The sequence below is a fragment of the Streptomyces sp. NPDC005576 genome (genome assembly GCF_042871745.1).
GTDB lineage: Bacteria > Actinomycetota > Actinomycetes > Streptomycetales > Streptomycetaceae > Streptomyces.
Window position 1 is genome coordinate 260,822 of the sequence record NZ_JBIAJC010000010.1, and the last position, 16,710, is coordinate 277,531.

Annotated in this window: 13 protein-coding genes; 7 read left to right on the forward strand and 6 right to left on the reverse strand. The window is 73.5% G+C overall.

Annotated elements, in window-relative coordinates; translation table 11 throughout:
• Window positions 1-74 precede the first annotated feature (74 nt).
• On the reverse strand, window positions 75-1,385 hold the full coding sequence (locus ACFYPN_RS19955) for an FAD-dependent oxidoreductase (RefSeq protein ID WP_358759651.1): 1,311 nt from the start codon (window positions 1,383-1,385) through the stop codon (window positions 75-77).
• Window positions 1,386-1,513: 128 nt separating this feature from the next.
• Window positions 1,514-2,461, reverse strand: a complete 948-nt coding sequence (sigJ, locus tag ACFYPN_RS19960) for an RNA polymerase sigma factor SigJ (protein WP_358759653.1) — start codon at window positions 2,459-2,461, stop codon at window positions 1,514-1,516.
• 137 nt (window positions 2,462-2,598) lie between these two features.
• Here sigJ and ACFYPN_RS19965 point away from each other — a divergent pair, with 137 nt between their 5' ends.
• From ACFYPN_RS19965 to ACFYPN_RS19985, 5 genes are all read left to right on the forward strand, one after another.
• Complete coding sequence (locus ACFYPN_RS19965; RefSeq protein ID WP_358759655.1) at window positions 2,599-3,576, forward strand: DUF2797 domain-containing protein; 978 nt, start codon at window positions 2,599-2,601, stop codon at window positions 3,574-3,576.
• 229 nt (window positions 3,577-3,805) lie between these two features.
• Window positions 3,806-4,564, forward strand: coding sequence for a response regulator transcription factor (locus ACFYPN_RS19970; protein ID WP_358759657.1), 759 nt, complete (start codon window positions 3,806-3,808; stop codon window positions 4,562-4,564).
• Between the two features lie 5 nt (window positions 4,565-4,569).
• Complete coding sequence (locus ACFYPN_RS19975) at window positions 4,570-6,264, forward strand: ATP-binding protein (RefSeq protein ID WP_389299735.1); 1,695 nt, start codon at window positions 4,570-4,572, stop codon at window positions 6,262-6,264.
• A gap of 96 nt (window positions 6,265-6,360) precedes the next feature.
• Window positions 6,361-7,782: a bifunctional glycosyltransferase family 2/GtrA family protein gene (locus tag ACFYPN_RS19980; protein ID WP_358759659.1), complete on the forward strand. Its 1,422-nt coding sequence runs from the start codon at window positions 6,361-6,363 to the stop codon at window positions 7,780-7,782.
• Window positions 7,779-10,001 carry a glycosyltransferase family 39 protein gene (locus ACFYPN_RS19985; RefSeq protein WP_389299738.1) on the forward strand — a complete coding sequence of 741 codons (2,223 nt, stop codon included), beginning with the start codon at window positions 7,779-7,781 and terminating at the stop codon, window positions 9,999-10,001. Before ACFYPN_RS19980 ends, ACFYPN_RS19985 begins: the two co-directional genes overlap by 4 nt.
• Window positions 10,002-10,123: 122 nt before the next feature.
• Here ACFYPN_RS19985 and ACFYPN_RS19990 read toward each other — a convergent pair whose 3' ends face one another.
• Window positions 10,124-11,290 carry a serine hydrolase domain-containing protein gene (locus ACFYPN_RS19990; RefSeq protein WP_358759662.1) on the reverse strand — a complete coding sequence of 389 codons (1,167 nt, stop codon included), beginning with the start codon at window positions 11,288-11,290 and terminating at the stop codon, window positions 10,124-10,126.
• Between the two features lie 271 nt (window positions 11,291-11,561).
• Between ACFYPN_RS19990 and ACFYPN_RS19995 the strand changes: the two genes are divergently transcribed.
• On the forward strand, window positions 11,562-13,124 hold the full coding sequence (locus ACFYPN_RS19995; RefSeq protein ID WP_389299741.1) for an MFS transporter: 1,563 nt from the start codon (window positions 11,562-11,564) through the stop codon (window positions 13,122-13,124).
• A 77-nt stretch (window positions 13,125-13,201) separates the two neighbouring features.
• Window positions 13,202-13,993 (forward strand): TetR/AcrR family transcriptional regulator, encoded by a 792-nt coding sequence (locus ACFYPN_RS20000; RefSeq protein WP_358759666.1) that lies wholly within the window; start codon window positions 13,202-13,204, stop codon window positions 13,991-13,993.
• A 61-nt stretch (window positions 13,994-14,054) separates the two neighbouring features.
• Here the strand turns inward: ACFYPN_RS20000 and ACFYPN_RS20005 are convergent, their stop codons facing one another.
• The 3 genes from ACFYPN_RS20005 to ACFYPN_RS20015 form a co-directional block, all read right to left on the reverse strand.
• A complete protein-coding gene (locus tag ACFYPN_RS20005; RefSeq protein WP_389299876.1) occupies window positions 14,055-15,041 on the reverse strand; it encodes an NAD(P)-dependent oxidoreductase in 987 nt (328 codons plus the stop codon).
• Window positions 15,042-15,076: 35 nt separating this feature from the next.
• Window positions 15,077-15,553: a PPOX class F420-dependent oxidoreductase gene (locus ACFYPN_RS20010; RefSeq protein ID WP_389299744.1), complete on the reverse strand. Its 477-nt coding sequence runs from the start codon at window positions 15,551-15,553 to the stop codon at window positions 15,077-15,079.
• Between the two features lie 122 nt (window positions 15,554-15,675).
• Complete coding sequence (locus tag ACFYPN_RS20015) at window positions 15,676-16,491, reverse strand: YceI family protein (RefSeq protein ID WP_358759670.1); 816 nt, start codon at window positions 16,489-16,491, stop codon at window positions 15,676-15,678.
• Window positions 16,492-16,710 lie beyond the last annotated feature (219 nt).

Here is a 16,710-nt window from a genome sequence, read left to right on the forward strand (position 1 = left end):
GGCCCGTAACGGATGTACGGGCCGAGGGCGGAGCTGCTCTTCCGTCCACGGCCTGCGGGAAGCCGCCGGGTCGGTCAGGACGCCGCCTCCGGCAGCGCGTCCTGCGGGGCCGCAGCCGGGGCCGGGGCCGCCCCGGGCGTCTGGTGCACGAGCGGCCGGCGGCGCGACGGGAGGCCGAGGGTGGGGTTGGCGACGCCCCAGGCGGCGCTCTTGCAGACGACTTCCTTGTAGAAGGCGGCGAGCCGTCCGGTCAGGGCCGCGCTGACGGCGCGGTCGTCGGCGGTGACGTACTGGATGAGGCCCTCCTTGCGGCCCAGCGAGATGCACTGGTTGAAGTAGCGGGCCGAAGGCTTCGGGAGCTTGTCCCCGGTCAGGCGGGCCGCGATGGTGTCGGCGGCCTGCCAGGCGAGGGGGACGCCCGAGGCGCAGGACATCCGCAGGGGCTTGTCGGCCGGGCCGATGCCGTGGGCGGCGTCGCCGATGGCGTACACGTCGGGGTGCGAGACCGAGCGCAGGGTCCTGTCGACCACGATCCGGCCGTCGCCGGTGACTTCCAGGGTGGTGGCCTGCGCGATCGGGTGGACCGAGAAGCCGGCGGTCCACACCGTGACGGCGGCGGGGACGGCGGTGCCGTCGGCGGTGACGACGTGGTCGGCCCCCACCGCCTCGACGGCGGTGTGTTCGCGGACGGTGATGCCGAGCTTGCCGGCGACCTTCCGCAGGTGGAGGCGGCCCTTGGGGGAGAGCCAGTCGCCGAGTTCACCGTGTGCGGCGAGGGTGACGTCGAGGTCGGGGCGGGCCTCGGCGATCTCGGTGGCGGCCTCCACCCCGGTGAGGCCGCCACCGACGACCACCACCGGCGATCCTGCGCCGAGGACTGCCAGGCGCTCGCGGAGTCGGAGGGCGCCGGGGCGGCCGGTGATGTCGTGGGCGTGCTCTGCGGTGCCGGGGACGCCGTGGGTGTTCCAGCCGCTACCGAGGGCGTACACGAGGGTGTCGTACGGGAGTTCCGCGGCGGAGGCTTCATGGCCACCGGTCCCGCCCGCGGTCCCGCCACCGTTCCCGTTTCCGTTCCCCGGCCCGCTCCCGTCGAGGACGGTGACGGTGACGGTTTTGCGGTCGGCATCGACGGCGGTGACGCGGCCGAGCCTGAGCTCCACGCCGGTGCCGGCGAACATCTCGGCGAAGGGGCGTGGCCGCAGCTCCTGGCCGACCGCCAGCTGGTGCAGCCTGACCCGCTCGACGAAGTCGGATTCGGCGTTGACGAGGGTGATGTCGACGTCCTCGCGCCGCAGCCGCTTGGCGAGGCGGCCGGCGGCGATGGCTCCGGTGTATCCGGCGCCGAGGACGATGATGCGGTGCTTCCGGACGGTGTGGTCCTTCATTTCCCTGGCTCCCTGTCTCGCGTCCTGTTCCGCGCGGTTCGCCTCCTGAACCGGACAGCCCGACGATTCCTGACAGAGGTGTGTTGTGACGTGGCTCACATCAGTGGCTCACGTGGGGCAGGGTGCGGTCAGAAGGGGCGGAGCAGGGGTTCGCCGTGGTCACCGGCCGCCGCCCACCGCTCGGTCGCGCGGACCAGCTTGTCCGGGTTGACCTGGCTGCGGAACGCGGCGATGCCCTCGGCGGTGATCTCCATGCAGACGATCCCGATGACCCGGCCGTTGAGGACCACGACCAGGGCGGGGGTGTTGTTGGCGGTCCAGGCGTAGACCCCGGGGGAGCCGCCGACGAGGTTGCGCTTGGCCGGGCCGGGCTTGAAGAGGCCCCGCATGAACTTCGCCACCGCGAGCGCCCCCTCGAAGGCCTTGGCGCGGGCCGGGACCTTGCCACCGCCGTCGCCGATGGCGATCGCGTCGCCGGTGAGGAGCCGTACGAGGGGTTCGGTACGGCCGCTGGTGGCGGCGGCGAGGAACTCGTGGACGATCCGCCGGGCGGCCGCCTCGTCGATCTCGGTACGCGACTTGCCCTCCGCGACGTGCTTCTTCGCGCGGTGGTAGATCTGCTGGCAGGAGGCCTCGGTGATGTCGAGGATCTCCGCGATCCTCCGGTGCGGGTAGTCGAAGGCCTCCCGCAGCACGTACACCACGCGCTCGTTGGGGGAGAGGCGTTCCATGAGGGCGAGGACCGCGTACGACACGGACTCGCGCTGCTCGACGGTGTCGGCGGGGCCGAGCATCGGGTCTCCGGCGAGCAGCGGCTCGGGCAGCCACTGGCCGACGTACGTCTCGCGGCGGGCGCGGGCCGAGGTCAGCTGGTTGAGGCACAGGTTGGTGAGGACCTTCGTCAGCCAGGCCTCGGGGACCTCGATGTGGCCGATGTCGGTGCCCTGCCAGCGCAGGAAGGTGTCCTGCACGGCGTCCTCGGCGTCGCTCGCGGACCCGAGGAGGCGGTAGGCGATGGCCTCCAGGCGCGGTCGGGATGCCTCGAAGCGGTCCACGTCGTCCATGGTCAGTGCCATGGCCGGGATTGTAGGGCCTTTCGGGCCCCCGGCACCTCAAGACCGATCGAGGTCGAAGGTGACCGGAAGCGACCGGAACCGAGCGGAGGCGACCGGTCCCGGAAGGCCCCGTAGGGTTGATCCCTCGCAGGATCAGGATGGTGACGGTCTCGGGGGTCGACGTGGGTTGGCGGTGCACCGGATTGCGGTGGCCCGGGGACGCCCCGGAGCTGGGGTGGCGCAGCGACCGGGACCGGCGGGGGAGCGTCCTCGTGTACGGGAGCGAGCTCGGCTTCCGGGCCCTCGGGGAGCGGACCTGCGTGGGTGCGCGCGAGAACCTCTGCCCGGTGGGGGCGCCGGTGCCGGGCCGGAGCACGGGTGCCAGGTGCGCGGAGTGCGCGCGGCTGGACCGGGCGCACTCGGTGGCGGCGGACACGATCGCGGACGACCCGCGTACGTACCGGGTCTACCTCGCGTGGTTCGGGCCGGGGATGGTCAAGGTCGGGATCACCGCCGAGGAGCGGGGCGCCGCACGGCTGCGGGAGCAGGGCGCCGTGGTCTTCAGCTGGCTGGGGCGGGGCCCGCTCATGGCGGCGCGGCGGACCGAGGAGGTGCTGCGCGCCGCGCTCGGGGTGCCGGACCGGATTCCGTACGCCCGCAAGCGCGCGGTGCGCGGGGCGCTGCCGGGCCCGGAGGGGCGCCGGGCCGAGGTGGCGGAACTCTACGGGAGGGCGGCGGCGCTCGACGGGCGCGGCTGGCCGGAGTCGCTGGAGCGGCTGCCGTACGAGGCGGTGGACCACACGGAACTCTTCGGTCTCGCGGCCCTGGGATCCAGCGCCGGAGCGGTACGGGAGCTGGTCGCGGGCGGCGGGGTGGCCGGGCGGCTGGTGGCGGCCGCCGGACCGGATCTCCACCTGGCGACCGGCGACGGCGGTGCGGTGGTGGTGCTGGACACCCGGCTGATGACCGGCTGGGAACTCGTACGGGCCACCGGTGACGCGCCGGACGGGCCGGTGGCGAGCGGGAGCACCGGCGGGGGCGGGAGCACCGGCGGGAGCGGTGGTGGCTGGGGTCCGGCGGTGACCGTCCCCGTCGACGATCTGGGGCGGGGCGCCGTGCAGGACGGGCTCTTCTGACGGTGGTCCGACGGGTGGTCCGACGGGTGGTCCGACGAGATGTGACTACCGGTGTTCTGACGGGTTCTTCGCCGGGGAGGACCGGTCCCGCCGGTGCTCCTCCGGTTCGGTCATGTCCGGTCTTGGTGTCCAGGTCTTGGTGTCCTCATGACCAGAGCCTGACTCATTTCTCAGGGTTTTCACAGGAATGGGCAAGCTCCCTCTCAGAGCGGTCTCACAGAGTGGGGGGATGACGACGACCTCGCCCCAGGGGCGTACCGAACCGCTCAGGGCCGACCGCACCACCGGTAAGCCCGGCAACCCCGTCCGCGTGCTGGTCGTGGACGACGAGCCGCCGCTCGCCGAGCTGCTCTCGATGGCCCTGCGGTACGAGGGGTGGGACGTGCGCAGCGCCGGGGACGGCGCCGGTGCGCTGCGGACCGCCCGGGACTTCCGCCCCGACGCGGTGGTGCTCGATGTGATGCTGCCGGACATGGACGGGCTGGCGGTGCTCAGCAGGCTTCGCCGCGACCACGCCGACGTGCCGGTGCTCTTCCTGACCGCTCGGGACGCGGTGGAGGACCGGATCGCGGGTCTCACGGCGGGCGGCGACGACTACGTCACCAAGCCGTTCAGCCTGGAGGAGGTCGTGGCGCGGCTGCGCGGGCTGATCCGCCGCTCCGGCACGTCCACCACCGCCCGCAGCGAGTCCACGCTCGTCGTCGGCGACCTGCTGCTCGACGAGGACAGCCACGAGGTCAGCCGGGGCGGCACCTCGATCCACCTCACCGCCACCGAGTTCGAGCTGCTGCGCTTCCTCATGCGCAACCCCCGCCGGGTGCTGAGCAAGGCGCAGATCCTGGACCGGGTGTGGAACTACGACTTCGGCGGCCAGGCCAACGTGGTCGAGCTCTACATCTCCTACCTGCGCAAGAAGATCGACGCGGGTCGCACGCCGATGATCCACACCCGCCGGGGCGCGGGTTATCTCATCAAGCCCGGCGAGTAGCCGGCGTGCGCAGGCGGACCGGCCGGCAGGCGACCCACCGCGACGGACCCGGCGGCTGTGACGGACCCGGCGGCCGTGACGGAGTCGGCAGCAGCCGCGCGGGAGTCGGCGGCCGCAAGGGAGCCGGCGCCCGTGGAAGGGCCGGGCGGCCCTGGACGCTGCGGACCCGGCTGGTGGTCTCCGCCGTCTCGCTCATCGCCGTCGTCGCGGCCGTGATCGGCTCGGTGACGGCGATCGCCTTCCACAGCTACATGTACGGGAAGCTCGACGACCAGCTGGACTCCATCGCGGTCCGGGCCGGACTGGGCCCGGGGGTCGGCGTACCGGGGCCGGGCGGCGGTGGTCCGGGTGGCGGGCTGCTCGACTTCATCGGCAACGGCGGCCAGCCCATCGGTACGGTCGGCGCGGTCGTCACCGACGGCGGCACGGTCCTCGACTCGAAGGTGTTCGCCGATCGGGGCGAGGACAGGGTCCCCACGTCCACGCCGCTGACCACCGCCCAGTCCGAGGCCCTGGAGTCCTCCGGCGCGGCCGGCGACTCCGCCACCCACGACGTCGAACTGCCCGGACTCGGCTCCTACCGCGTCGAGTCGGCCTCCGCCAAGGGCGGTGTCACGTTCCTCGTCGGCATCCCGAGCGAGGAGGTGAGCGGGGACATCGCCGCGCTCATCCTGGTCGAGGTGTGTGTCACGGGGGCGGGGCTCATCGCCGCCGGGATCGCGGGGGTCACCATGGTCGGGGTGGCGCTGCGCCCGCTGCGCCGGGTCGCCGCCACCGCGACGCGTGTTTCCGAACTCCCGCTGCACAGCGGCGAGGTGGCGCCGCTCGTACGCGTCCCCGCGGCGGAGGCGGATCCCCGCACCGAGGTCGGGCAGGTCGGTGCGGCGCTCAACCGGATGCTGGGGCACGTCGGTTCGGCCCTGGCCGTCCGGCAGGAGAGCGAGACGCGCGTGCGGCAGTTCGTCGCGGACGCCAGTCACGAACTGCGCACCCCGCTCGCCTCGATCCGCGGGTACGCCGAACTGACGCGGCGCGGGGACGAGTCCATCGGACCCGACACCCGGCGCGCGCTGGGGCGCATCGAGTCCGAGGCCGAACGGATGACCGGGATGGTGGAGGACCTGCTGCTGCTGGCCCGGCTCGACGCGGGCCGACCGCTCGACCACCGGCCCACCGACCTCTCGCCCCTCGTGGTGGACGCGGTGAGCGACGCGCGCGCGGCGGACCGTGCCCGGTCGGCCGAGGGCGGTCACCTCTGGCGGCTGGAGCTGCCCGAAGCGCCCGCGACGGTACGGGCCGACGCGACCCGCATCCACCAGGTGCTGGTCAACCTGCTGGGCAACGCGCGCAGCCACACTCCGCCCGGCACCACCGTCACCGCCCGCGTGCGCGCGGCCACGCCGGGGGCTCCCTGGGTGACGATGGAGGTACGGGACGACGGCCCGGGGATTCCGGCGGCGCTGCTGCCGCACGTCTTCGAGCGGTTCGCCCGGGGAGACGCCTCTCGCTCGCGCCACGCGGGCTCCACCGGACTGGGGCTGGCCATCGTGCAGGCGGTGACGGTCGCGCACGGCGGTGAGGTCGCGGTGCGCTCGGTACCGGGCGACACGGTGTTCTCCGTCCGGCTGCCGGCCTGTGCCGAGCCCGGAACGGAAGACGTGCGCACGCCGGTCGCCGCGCACAACCCGACTGCTGGGTAACGCATGTGAGGTGGCGTCACGCTGTGGTCGGAACTCACAGCGTGACCACAGCCTCAGCACAACGGCGTGACAGCGCGGCCCGGGAGTGTCGGGCCCATGCGAACCGACAACCCCTGGAGCGCCGGCACCAGTGCCCTGCCGGCCCGGCGGCATCTTCCGGCCGGGACGGTGGACGCGCACGGAGCGCCCGTACTCGTCCTCGACGTGGTCGTGCCCGTGTACAACGAGGAGAAGGACCTTGAACCGTGTGTGCGGCGGCTCCACGAGCACCTGTCGCGGACCTTCCCCTACCGCTTCCGCATCACGATCGCGGACAACGCGAGCACCGACACCACCCCGCAGGTGGCGTCCCGGCTCGAAGCGCTGCTCCCGGAGGTGGTGTCGTACCGGCTGGAGCAGAAGGGGCGCGGGCGCGCCCTGCGCACGGTGTGGTCGCGGTCCGGCGCGCCGGTCCTCGCCTACATGGACGTCGACCTCTCGACCGACCTGAACGCCCTGCTGCCGCTGGTCGCGCCGCTGATCTCCGGCCACTCGGACCTGGCGATCGGGTCCCGGCTGGCACCCAGCGCGCGGGTGGTGCGCGGGTCGAAGCGCGAGTTCGTGTCGCGCTCCTACAACCTGATCCTGCGCTCCTCGCTCTCCGCACGGTTCAGCGACGCGCAGTGCGGGTTCAAGGCGATCCGGTACGAGGTGGCCGAACGGCTGCTGCCGATGGTCGAGGACACCGGCTGGTTCTTCGACACCGAGATGCTGGTGCTCGCCGAGCGGGCCGGGCTGCGCATCCACGAGGTGCCGGTCGACTGGATCGACGACCCGCACTCCACGGTCCACCTCGTGAAGACGGCCACCGAGGACCTGAAGGGTGTCTGGCGGGTGGGTCGGGCGCTGGCGGTCGGCGCGCTGCCGCTCGACCGGCTGGCCCGGCCGTTCGGCGACGACCCCCGGGACCGTACGGTGCCCGGCGTGCCGCGCGGGCTGGCCAGGCAGTTGGTCGGATTCTGCGTGGTCGGGGCGCTCTCGACCGCCGTCTACCTCGCGCTCTACTCCCTCTTCCGGCTGGGCGTCGGACCGCAACTCGCCAACGCCGGTGCCCTGCTGGTGTCCGCCGTCGCCAACACGGCGGCGAACCGGCGCCTCACCTTCGGGGTGCGCGGCCGGGGCGATGCGGTCCGCCACCAGGCGCAGGGCCTCGTGGTCTTCGCCATCGGCCTCGCGCTCACCAGCGGTTCGCTCGCCGCGCTGAGCACCACGGCCCCCTCCACCTCGCACGGCACCGAGGTCGCCGTGCTGATCGCGGCCAACCTGGCGGCGACCGTGCTGCGCTTCCTGCTGCTGCGCGCCTGGGTCTTCCCGGAGCGGCCGGGCGACCGCCCCACCGCAGGGGCACCCGCCCCCACCGGCCGTCCCACGGGCCCTCCCGCCCCGCAGGCCGACCCGACCGGAATCTCCCGTACGGCTCCGATCCCGGACCGCGGCACCGCCCCGTACGCCGACGACGAACCGAGGAACGCCCGATGACCGCCTCCCTCCGCCCCGACGCGTACCCCCCGCCGCCGCCGGTGGTGCCCGCACCGCCGCAGGTCTCCCACCGGACGGCCTCCTCCGACGGGTCCGACGGCGCCGACTGGTCCGAGAGGTCCGACGGAGTAGCCGGCCGGGCGGGACGGCTCCGGCGCGGCAGGCCCGAGGACCCGGCCTGGGCGCGCCCGGCCCTCCTCGGCCTGTTGCTGGTGGTCACGCTCGCCTACGTCTGGAACCTCAGCGCCTCCGGGTACGCCAACTCCTTCTACTCCGCTGCCGTCCAGGCGGGCAGCGAGAGCTGGAAGGCGTTCTTCTTCGGCTCCTCGGACGCGGCCAACGCGATCACGGTCGACAAGCCGCCGGCCGCCCTCTGGCCGATGGCGATCTCGGTACGGATCTTCGGTCTCGGCTCCTGGGCGATCCTGCTGCCCGAGGTGCTGATGGGCGTCGCCACCGCGGGGGTGCTGTACGCGGCCGTCCGCCGCCGCTTCGGCGCGGCGGCAGGGCTCCTCACGGTGGGCGCGTTCGCGCTGACCCCGGTCGCCGCGCTGATGTTCCGCTTCAACAACCCGGACGCGCTCCTCGCGCTGCTGATGACCGTCACCGTCTACTGCGTGCTCCGCGCGGTGGAGAACGGCCGCACCACGTCGCTCCTCTGGGCGGGCGTCGCGGTCGGGCTCGCCTTCCTGGCGAAGACCCTCCAGGCGTTCCTCATCCTGCCGCCGCTGGCCGTGCTCTACGCGGTCGTCGCGCCCGTGTCCGTACGAAAGCGGTTCGGCCAACTGGGCCTCTCCGCCGTGGCGATGGCCGTCTCGGGCGGCTGGTGGGTGGCGATCGTCGAGCTGTGGCCCGCCTCCTCCCGCCCGTACATCGGCGGCTCGCAGAACAATTCCTTCCTTGAACTGACCTTCGGATACAACGGGCTCGGCCGCATCAGCGGCGACGAGACCGGCAGCGTCGGTGGCGGTGGCGGCGGACAGGGCGGCGGCTGGGGCGAGACCGGCATCGGGCGCATGTTCAATTCCGAGATCGGCAGCCAGATCAGCTGGCTGCTGCCCGCCGCGCTGATCCTGCTCGTGGCCGGCATCCGGCTCACCCGGAAGGCGCCACGCACCGACGCGCGCCGGGCCGCGTTCCTCGCCTGGGGCGGCTCGCTGCTGATGACCGCGGTGGTCTTCAGCTTCATGGCCGGCATCTTCCACCAGTACTACACGGTGGCTTTGGCCCCCTACCTCGCGGCGCTCGTCGGCATCGGAGCCGTCGCGCTGTGGGAGGAGCGGGCCGCGTGGTGGGCGAGCGCGGTGCTCGCCGGCACCGTCGCCACCACCGCGGTCTGGGCGTACGTCCTCCTCGGCCGCACCCCGGACTACCTGCCGTGGCTGCGCTGGGTGGTGCTGCTCGTCGGCCTGATCGCCGCCGCGTGGATGGTGTTCGCGGGCCGGATCGACCGGCGGGCCGGGCTCGCGGTGGCTGCGGCGGCTCTCGTCGCGTCACTGGCAGGTCCGGCCGCGTACACGGTGTCCACGCTGAACACCGGCCATCAGGGGTCGATCGTCACGGCCGGGCCGTCCGGGGCCAGCGTGATGGGCGGGGGCGGTGGACCCGGCGGTGGCGGTGGCGGCATGCGGCCTCCGGGCGCCATGACCGGCCAGGCCAACGGCGGTCAGGGCACCGGCCGGACCGGCCAGGGTGCGGGCGGCGGCGGTACGCCTCCCACCGGTACGCCCCCCACCGGCACGATGCCCGGGCAGGGCACGAGGCAGAACGGCACGGTCGGGCAGAACTTCGGCGGGATGCCGGGCGCCATGGGCGAGGGCGGTCCGGCCGGCGGCGGGGGCGGCGGCATGGGCGGGCTGCTCGACGGCGCCACGGTCTCCGACGCTGCGAAGAAGCTGCTGGAGAAGGACGCCGACGACTACACCTGGGTCGCGGCGGCGATCGGCTCACAGAACTCGGCGAGCTACCAGCTGGCCACCGAGGACCCGGTGATGGCCGTCGGCGGCTTCAACGGCAGCGACCCGTCCCCGACCCTGGCCCGGTTCAAGAGCTACGTCTCCGACGGGAAGATCCACTACTTCATCGGCGGGAGCGGTATGGGCATGGGCGGCGGCGACAGCGGCACGTCCTCGAAGATCTCGTCCTGGGTCGAGGAGAACTTCCAGGAGGTGACGGTCGGCAGCGCCACGTTCTACGACCTGACCCGGCCCAAGAGCTGACGTCGTCCGTCCCCGGCACCACCTCGTCACTCCCGTCCCCACGAAGAGGCGGACCCGGCAGCCCCACGGCTGTCCGGGCCCGCCTCGGTCCGTTCCGGGTGCGTCGGCCACGGGCCCCGCCCTCACTCCGACGCGGCGACCCGTGCCGCGTAGGTCCAGAAGTCCCGCATCAGCTGCGGCGGCGTCGGGCCGCCCAGCTCGACCTGGGTCAGCAGCAGGGTGGCCAGCCCGGTGGACGGGACGAGGTGGCCGGCGGTGCCGGTGCCGCCGACCCAGCCGTACCGGCCGCGCACGTTCCACGGGTCCCGGGTCTCCACGTCGACCGATCCGCCGAACCCCCAGCCCTGCCCCTCCGTGAAGAGTCCGCTCGCCCTCCGCTGGGCGGGGGTGAGGTGGTCGGTCAGCATCTGCCGTACCGAGCCGGCCGACAGCAGCCGGTGCCCGTCGCGGGCCAGGCCGCCCGCGAGGAGCATCCGGGCGAAGGCGAACCAGTCGTCGGCGGTGGAGACCAGGCCGCCCGCCCCCGAGGGGAACGCCGGGAGGGTGCTCCACTGCCCGTCCGCCGCGTCGACCAGGTCGAACCCGCCGTCCTGGTGCGTCCGGTAGTAACCGGTGAACCGGCCGAGGTCCGCCGCCGGAACGGCGAACCCGGTGTCCTTCATCCCGAGTGGTTCGAAGAGCCGCTCCGCCAGGAACACCGGCAGCGGCTGCCCCGAAACACGGGCGACGAGCACCCCGAGGATGTCCGAACAGGTGTTGTAGAGCCACGCCTCGCCGGGCTGCCGCAGCATCGGGATACGGGAGAGCGTCCGCATCCAGGTGTCCGGTTCCGCCACCGCCTGCGGCTGCGGCGGACCCTGGTTCAGCTCGGAGAAGAGCGGCGCGACGGCCGGCAGCGCGAAGTCGGAGGGGAAGCCGTACCCGGCCCGGAAGGTGAGCAGGTCGAACACGGTGATCGGCCGCCTGGCCGGTACGACGTCGTCGATCGGGCCGTCCGGCGTGCGGACGACCTTGGGGGAGGCCAGTTCCGGCAGCCAGGTCCCGACGGGCTGGCCCGGTGTCAGCCGTCCCTCGTCGACCAGCACCATCGTGGCGGCTGCGGTGATCGGCTTGGTGAGCGAGGCGATCCGGAAGATGGTCTCGCGGGCCATCGGCGCGGAGCCTTCGGTGTCCGCCGAGCCGGACGCGGCCACGTCCACCCGATCGCCACGGGCCACGAGCGCCACGGCACCGGGGGCGGCGCCGCGTTCGACGTAGGGGTCCAGGAATGCGCGCAAGTCCGTCGTCATGGGCCCACCTTCCCCCGGCGGCCCGGGCTGTCCCGGCCCCTCGCCCCGTCCGTGCGTCCGTTCGCTCGTTCGGATGAGTACCGGAAATTCGCTTGTACGCCGTAGAGCAACAGCCATACGGTGTAAGGGGATCGGGCTTCTCCCGCCCCGCCCTGCCCTGCGCTGTCCCGCCCTGACCTGTCCCGCCGCGCACCGCCCCCGAACCGCCCTACCCGGAGAGGCACGGCCGCTGTGAGCCGACGCCCCGAAGGGCTGTCCCGTAGGAGACCGCATGACGGCGAACGCCTCAACCTTTTTAGCCGGCTCCGGCCTCGGGCCGCCCCGGCACCCCCAGCGCTGGCTGATCCTCGGCGTGATCTGCCTCGCCCAGCTCACCGTGCTGCTCGACAACACCGTCCTCAACGTCGCGATCCCCTCCCTCACCGAGGAGTTGGGTGCCTCCGGTGCCCAGGTGCAGTGGATGATCAACGCCTACTCGCTCGTCCAGTCGGGTCTGCTGATCACCGCGGGCAGCTCCTCGGACCGTTACGGGCGCAAGAAGATGCTGCTCGCCGGGCTCGCGGTGTTCGGAGTCGGTTCACTGCTTGCGGGGTTGGCCCAGAGCCCCGGCCAACTCGTGGCGGCGCGGGCCGGGATGGGCGTCGGCGGGGCGTTGCTGCTGACCAGCACGCTCGCCGTCGTGGTCCAGGTCTTCGACGAGACCGAGCGGGTCCGCGCGATCGGCGTCTGGGCCACGGTCGGTTCCCTCGGGTTCGCGGCCGGACCGCTCCTCGGAGGAGTCCTGCTCGGCCACTTCTGGTGGGGCTCGATCTTCCTCGTCAACCTCCCCGTCGCGGCCCTCGCCCTGGTCGCCGTGGCCCGGCTCGTACCGGAGTTCAAGAACCCGGACGGTGAACGCCCGGACCTGCTGGGCGCGTTGCTCTCCACGATCGGCATGACCGCCGTGGTGTACGCGATCATCTCCGGCCCGGACCACGGGTGGGCCTCCGTCCGGGTGCTGCTCACCGCGTTCGCCGGGATCGCCGTGCTGGCCGGGTTCGCGCTCTGGGAGCTCCGCGTGCCGTCGCCGATGCTCGACATGCGCTTCTTCCGGAACCGGTCGTTCGTCGGCGCGGTGGCGGGCTCGGTACTGGTCGCGTTCGGGATGGGCGGCTCGCTCTTCCTGCTCACCCAGCACCTGCAGTTCGTGCTCGGGTACGAGCCGTTGGAAGCCGGTCTGCGCATCGCCCCGCTCGCGCTCACCGTGGTCGCCCTCAACCTCACCGGTGTCGGCGCCCGGCTGGTGCCCCGGATGGGCACCCCCGCCACGATCGCGACCGGGATGTCCCTGCTGGCGGCCGGCCTCGCCGCCGTGGCGCTGCTCGCCCCGCACGGGTACCCCGGCATGCTGCTCGGCCTCGTCGTGATGGGCACGGGAATCTCCCTCGCCGCCCCCGCCATGGCCGCCGCGATCATGGGCGCCATCCCGCCCGAGCGCGCGGGGGTGGGCGCGGGCGTCAACGGCACCCTCGCCGAGTTCGGCAACGGCCTCGGGGTCGCCGTCCTCGGTGCGGTCCTCACCTCCCGCTTCACCGCGCTGCTGCCCCTCGCCGCCGCCGGGGCCGCCTCCCTCCCCGCCGCGCTCTCGGCAGCCGGCGACGGCCAGGGGCGCGCCGCCGTCACGGACGCCTTCGCGTCCGGGCTGGAGAGGGGCCAACTGGTCGGCGCGGCAGCCGTACTGGCCGGCGGGCTGGTCGCGGCCCTCCTGCTGCGCCGGGCGGAACGGGCGGGCCGGGCGCCCGGTGCGGCGGAGGGCCCGCACGTACCGGAGGAACCGGCCGGCTCGGCGGCATAGCATCGGACCGGGCATCCGGGGCATCCGTGACGGTGCCCCGCCCGGTCCGTCCCCCGGGTACACGAGGAGAGTGCGCCATGGTGTCCGCGGCCGACCGGGCGGAGGAGCCCGCACCGAAGACCGCCCCGGCCCCACCGGCCCTGCGGACCAGCGTGTGGCTCGACGGGCGGCCGGCCTCGCGCAGCCGCAGGTCGGAAGGGTCGCCCGCCGGCCTCGACCGCGACAGGATCACCGCCGCGACGGTCCGGCTGCTGGACGCGGAGGGCCTCGCGAAGTTCTCCATGCGCCGCCTCGCCGCCGAGCTGGACGTCACCGCGATGTCCCTCTACTGGTACGTCGACACCAAGGACGACCTGCTGGAGCTGGCCCTCGACGCTCTCTACGGGGAGATCACGCCACCCCGACAGGACGCGGCCTGGACCGACCGCCTGCGTCAACTCGCGTTCGCCTACCGGGCGTTGTTGGTGCGCCACGTATGGGCGTCCTCGCTCGTCGGGAGCTTCCTCAACATCGGCCCGTCCTCCCTGCGCTTCACCCGGGCCGTGCAGGACGTCATCCGGGCGACCGGCCTCCCGCTGCACCGGCAGACCGGCGCGCTCGCCGCGGTTTTCCAGTTCGTGTACGGGTTCGGCACCATCGAGGGCGACCTCCGCCGCCGCTCGGCCGCCGCCGGGGTCAGCCAGGACGAGTACTTCCGGCAGGCGATGACCGCGTACCGCTCCGAGCCGAGTCTCAAGCCCGTCGTCGACGTCTCGCAGGACCTGATGGACGCGCGCGGCGGCGACACCGTCGAGGAGATGCGCGAGCGGGACTTCACCTTCGCGCTCGACCTGCTGATCGCGGGCATCGAGGCGATGCGGGACCGCTGACGCGAGCGCCGCTACGGGACGGAACAGGGACGGGACACGACTGATCTGCGGACGGGGCCCGTCAGTAGCCGCGCCCCGGGTCCACGGTCAGCTCGGGCCACCGCCCCGCGTGCAACTCCGCCCAGCAGGCGGCGAAGTCGGTGACGATGTCCTCGTCCGCCGTGATGCCCGCCGAGTGCGAGGTGACGACCGTGCGCGGCAGCCGCCAGCAGGGGTCGCCGGGAACGGCCGGTTCGGACGGCAGGACGTCCAGCACCGCGCGCCGGACCGAGCCGGCCCGCAGCGCGTCCTCCAGCGCCGCCAGGTCCACCGTCGCCCCGCGCCCCACGTTGACGAACGACGCTCCCCGTACGCACCCGAAGCGCTCCGAGCCGAAGTAGTTCTCCGTGGCGGCGGTCAGCGGCAGCGCCGCCACGACCCAGCGCGCCTCGCCGAGCGCGTCCCGCTCCGCGGGCCCACCCGCCACCACCACCCGGTCGAAGCCGGGCGGCGGGACGCCGGGCGCGGTCCGGGCCACACCGACCGTACGGAGACCGCACGCCCGCAGCAGGCCCGCCACCGCCGAGCCGATCCGGCCGGTGCCGTGGACCAGGGCGGTCTGTCCTGCGGCGAGCTCGGACGGCTCGCGCCGCCACTCCCCGCGTGCGTGCCGCGCCGCGAACTCCGGTACCGACTGGCATTCGGCCAGCACCCAGGCGAGGACGTACTGCGCGATCCGCTCACCCATCCGGCCGACCGTCCGGGTCAGCAGCGCCCCGGCGGGCCAGGGGCCGGGGGCGAGCAGGCCGTCCGTACCGGCGTTGACGCTGTGGTACCAGACCAGATCGCTCACCGGCAGCCCCGCCGGACGCGAGGCCCCGACGTACACGACCGGCCCGCCGCCACCGGGTGTCCCGTCGTCCGGTGTCCTGGTCGCCTCAGGTGCCCCGTCGTCCGGGTACGCGGCCCAGTCACGGCCGGTGATCTCCGCCAGCCCGCGCCGCACCTCCGGACCGAGGCCGGGGGCGGTCAGCAGCCGGGCGCGGGCGAGGAGCCCGGGGCTGGGCAGGGCGGCGGTGGTCACGGGGGGCAATCGGGTGGTCCTCAGGCGTCGGTGCCGGTCACGAGCCGGGCGGGGAAGCCGCCGGTGGCGATGGGGCTCCAGCGCTCCGGGGTGATCCGGATGATCGACTTGCCCTGCTTGAGCATGGCGGCCCGGTACTCGTCCCAGTCCGGGTGCTCGCCGGAGATGTTGCGGAAGTACTCCACGAGCGGCTCGACCGAGTCCGGGGTGTCGATGACCTCGGCGGTGCCGTCGATCTGCACCCAGGGGCCGTTCCAGTCGTCGGAGAGGACGACCACGCTGACCTTGTCGTCCCGCTTGGCGTTACGGGTCTTGGCGCGCTCCGGGTAGGTGGAGACGACGATCCGGCCGGAGTCGTCCACCCCGCAGGTGAGCGGGGAGGCCTGGGGGCGGCCGTCGGACCGTGCGGTGATCAGCAGCGCCCGGTGCCGGGGCCTCACGAACGCCAGCAACTCGTCACGGTCGGCGGTGGTGTTGGTCGCGATGTGGGGAGCCATACGCCCAGCGTAAGGGCGGGGCCGCCCGGGACGCACGACGGGCCGGCCACCGGCGGAGGGCGTACCCTCCCCGGCGACCGGCCCGGTGGTGGCCGACCGGTGACCGGCCGGGTGCGTGCTGCTCAGGAGGGGAGGGAGTCGCCCTGGACCGCCTGGATGTCCAGCTCTACGCGGAGCGTCGTACCGATGGCGGAGATGCCCGCCTTCACGACCTGGTTGTAGTTCATGGCGAAGTCGTCGCGGCGCAGCTCGGCCGTCGCGCGGAACGCCGCCCGGACCCCGCCCCACGGGTCGGGACCGGTGCCGAGGTAGGTGAGGTCGAGGTCGACGGGGCGGGCGACGCCCCGCATCGTCAGCTCACCCTTGACCGTCCAGCGGTCGGGCCCGGCGGGGACCAGCCCGGTGGAGTTGTACGCCAGTTCGGGGAACCGGTCCACGTCGAGGAAGTCGGCCGACCGCAGGTGCTGGTCGCGCATGCCGTTGCCCGTGTCGATGCTCGCCGCGTCGATGACGGCGTCGACCCGGGACCGGGCGATGTCCTCGTCGATCACGATCCGGCCGCTGAACTCGGTGAACCGGCCGCGCACGCTGGAGATGCCCAGGTGCTGGGCGGAGGCGGCCACGGAGCTGTGCGCGGGGTCGAGCGACCAGTCGCCGGGCGGGGGGAGTTCCACGCCGCCCTGGCGGGCCAGGACCACGGTGCCGGCCTCGATGCGGCCGCTGGCCGTGACGAGGGCGGTGGAGGCGGCGGGCGCGTAACCGACCGCGGTCACGATCACCGTGTACGCACCGGCGGGCAGCGGATCCTCCGTGCGGGTCGCGCCGTCCTCGTCGGCGGTGGCGCGCAGTATCTGGGTGCCGGTCATGTCGGTGACCGTGACGATCGCGTGCTGGACCGCCCAGCCGTCCCGCGTCCGTACCTGTGCGCGAAGTCCCATACCGTTCTCTCCTTGTTCACTGACTCGATGACTCGGGATACGAGTCGGGCCCCGGGGCGGGGCGGCAGGCCGTCCCCTGCCTGCCGCACTCGCCACCGGGGCCCATTTCCACCGGCCGGGACAGACTCTCCGCTGAAAGTCGCGTCCTGCCAGGGGGCTTGGGTGGTGTCCGGCGGATCGGGGTCGGGAAGGGCGCGGCGTTCGGCGCGGTGCACCGCA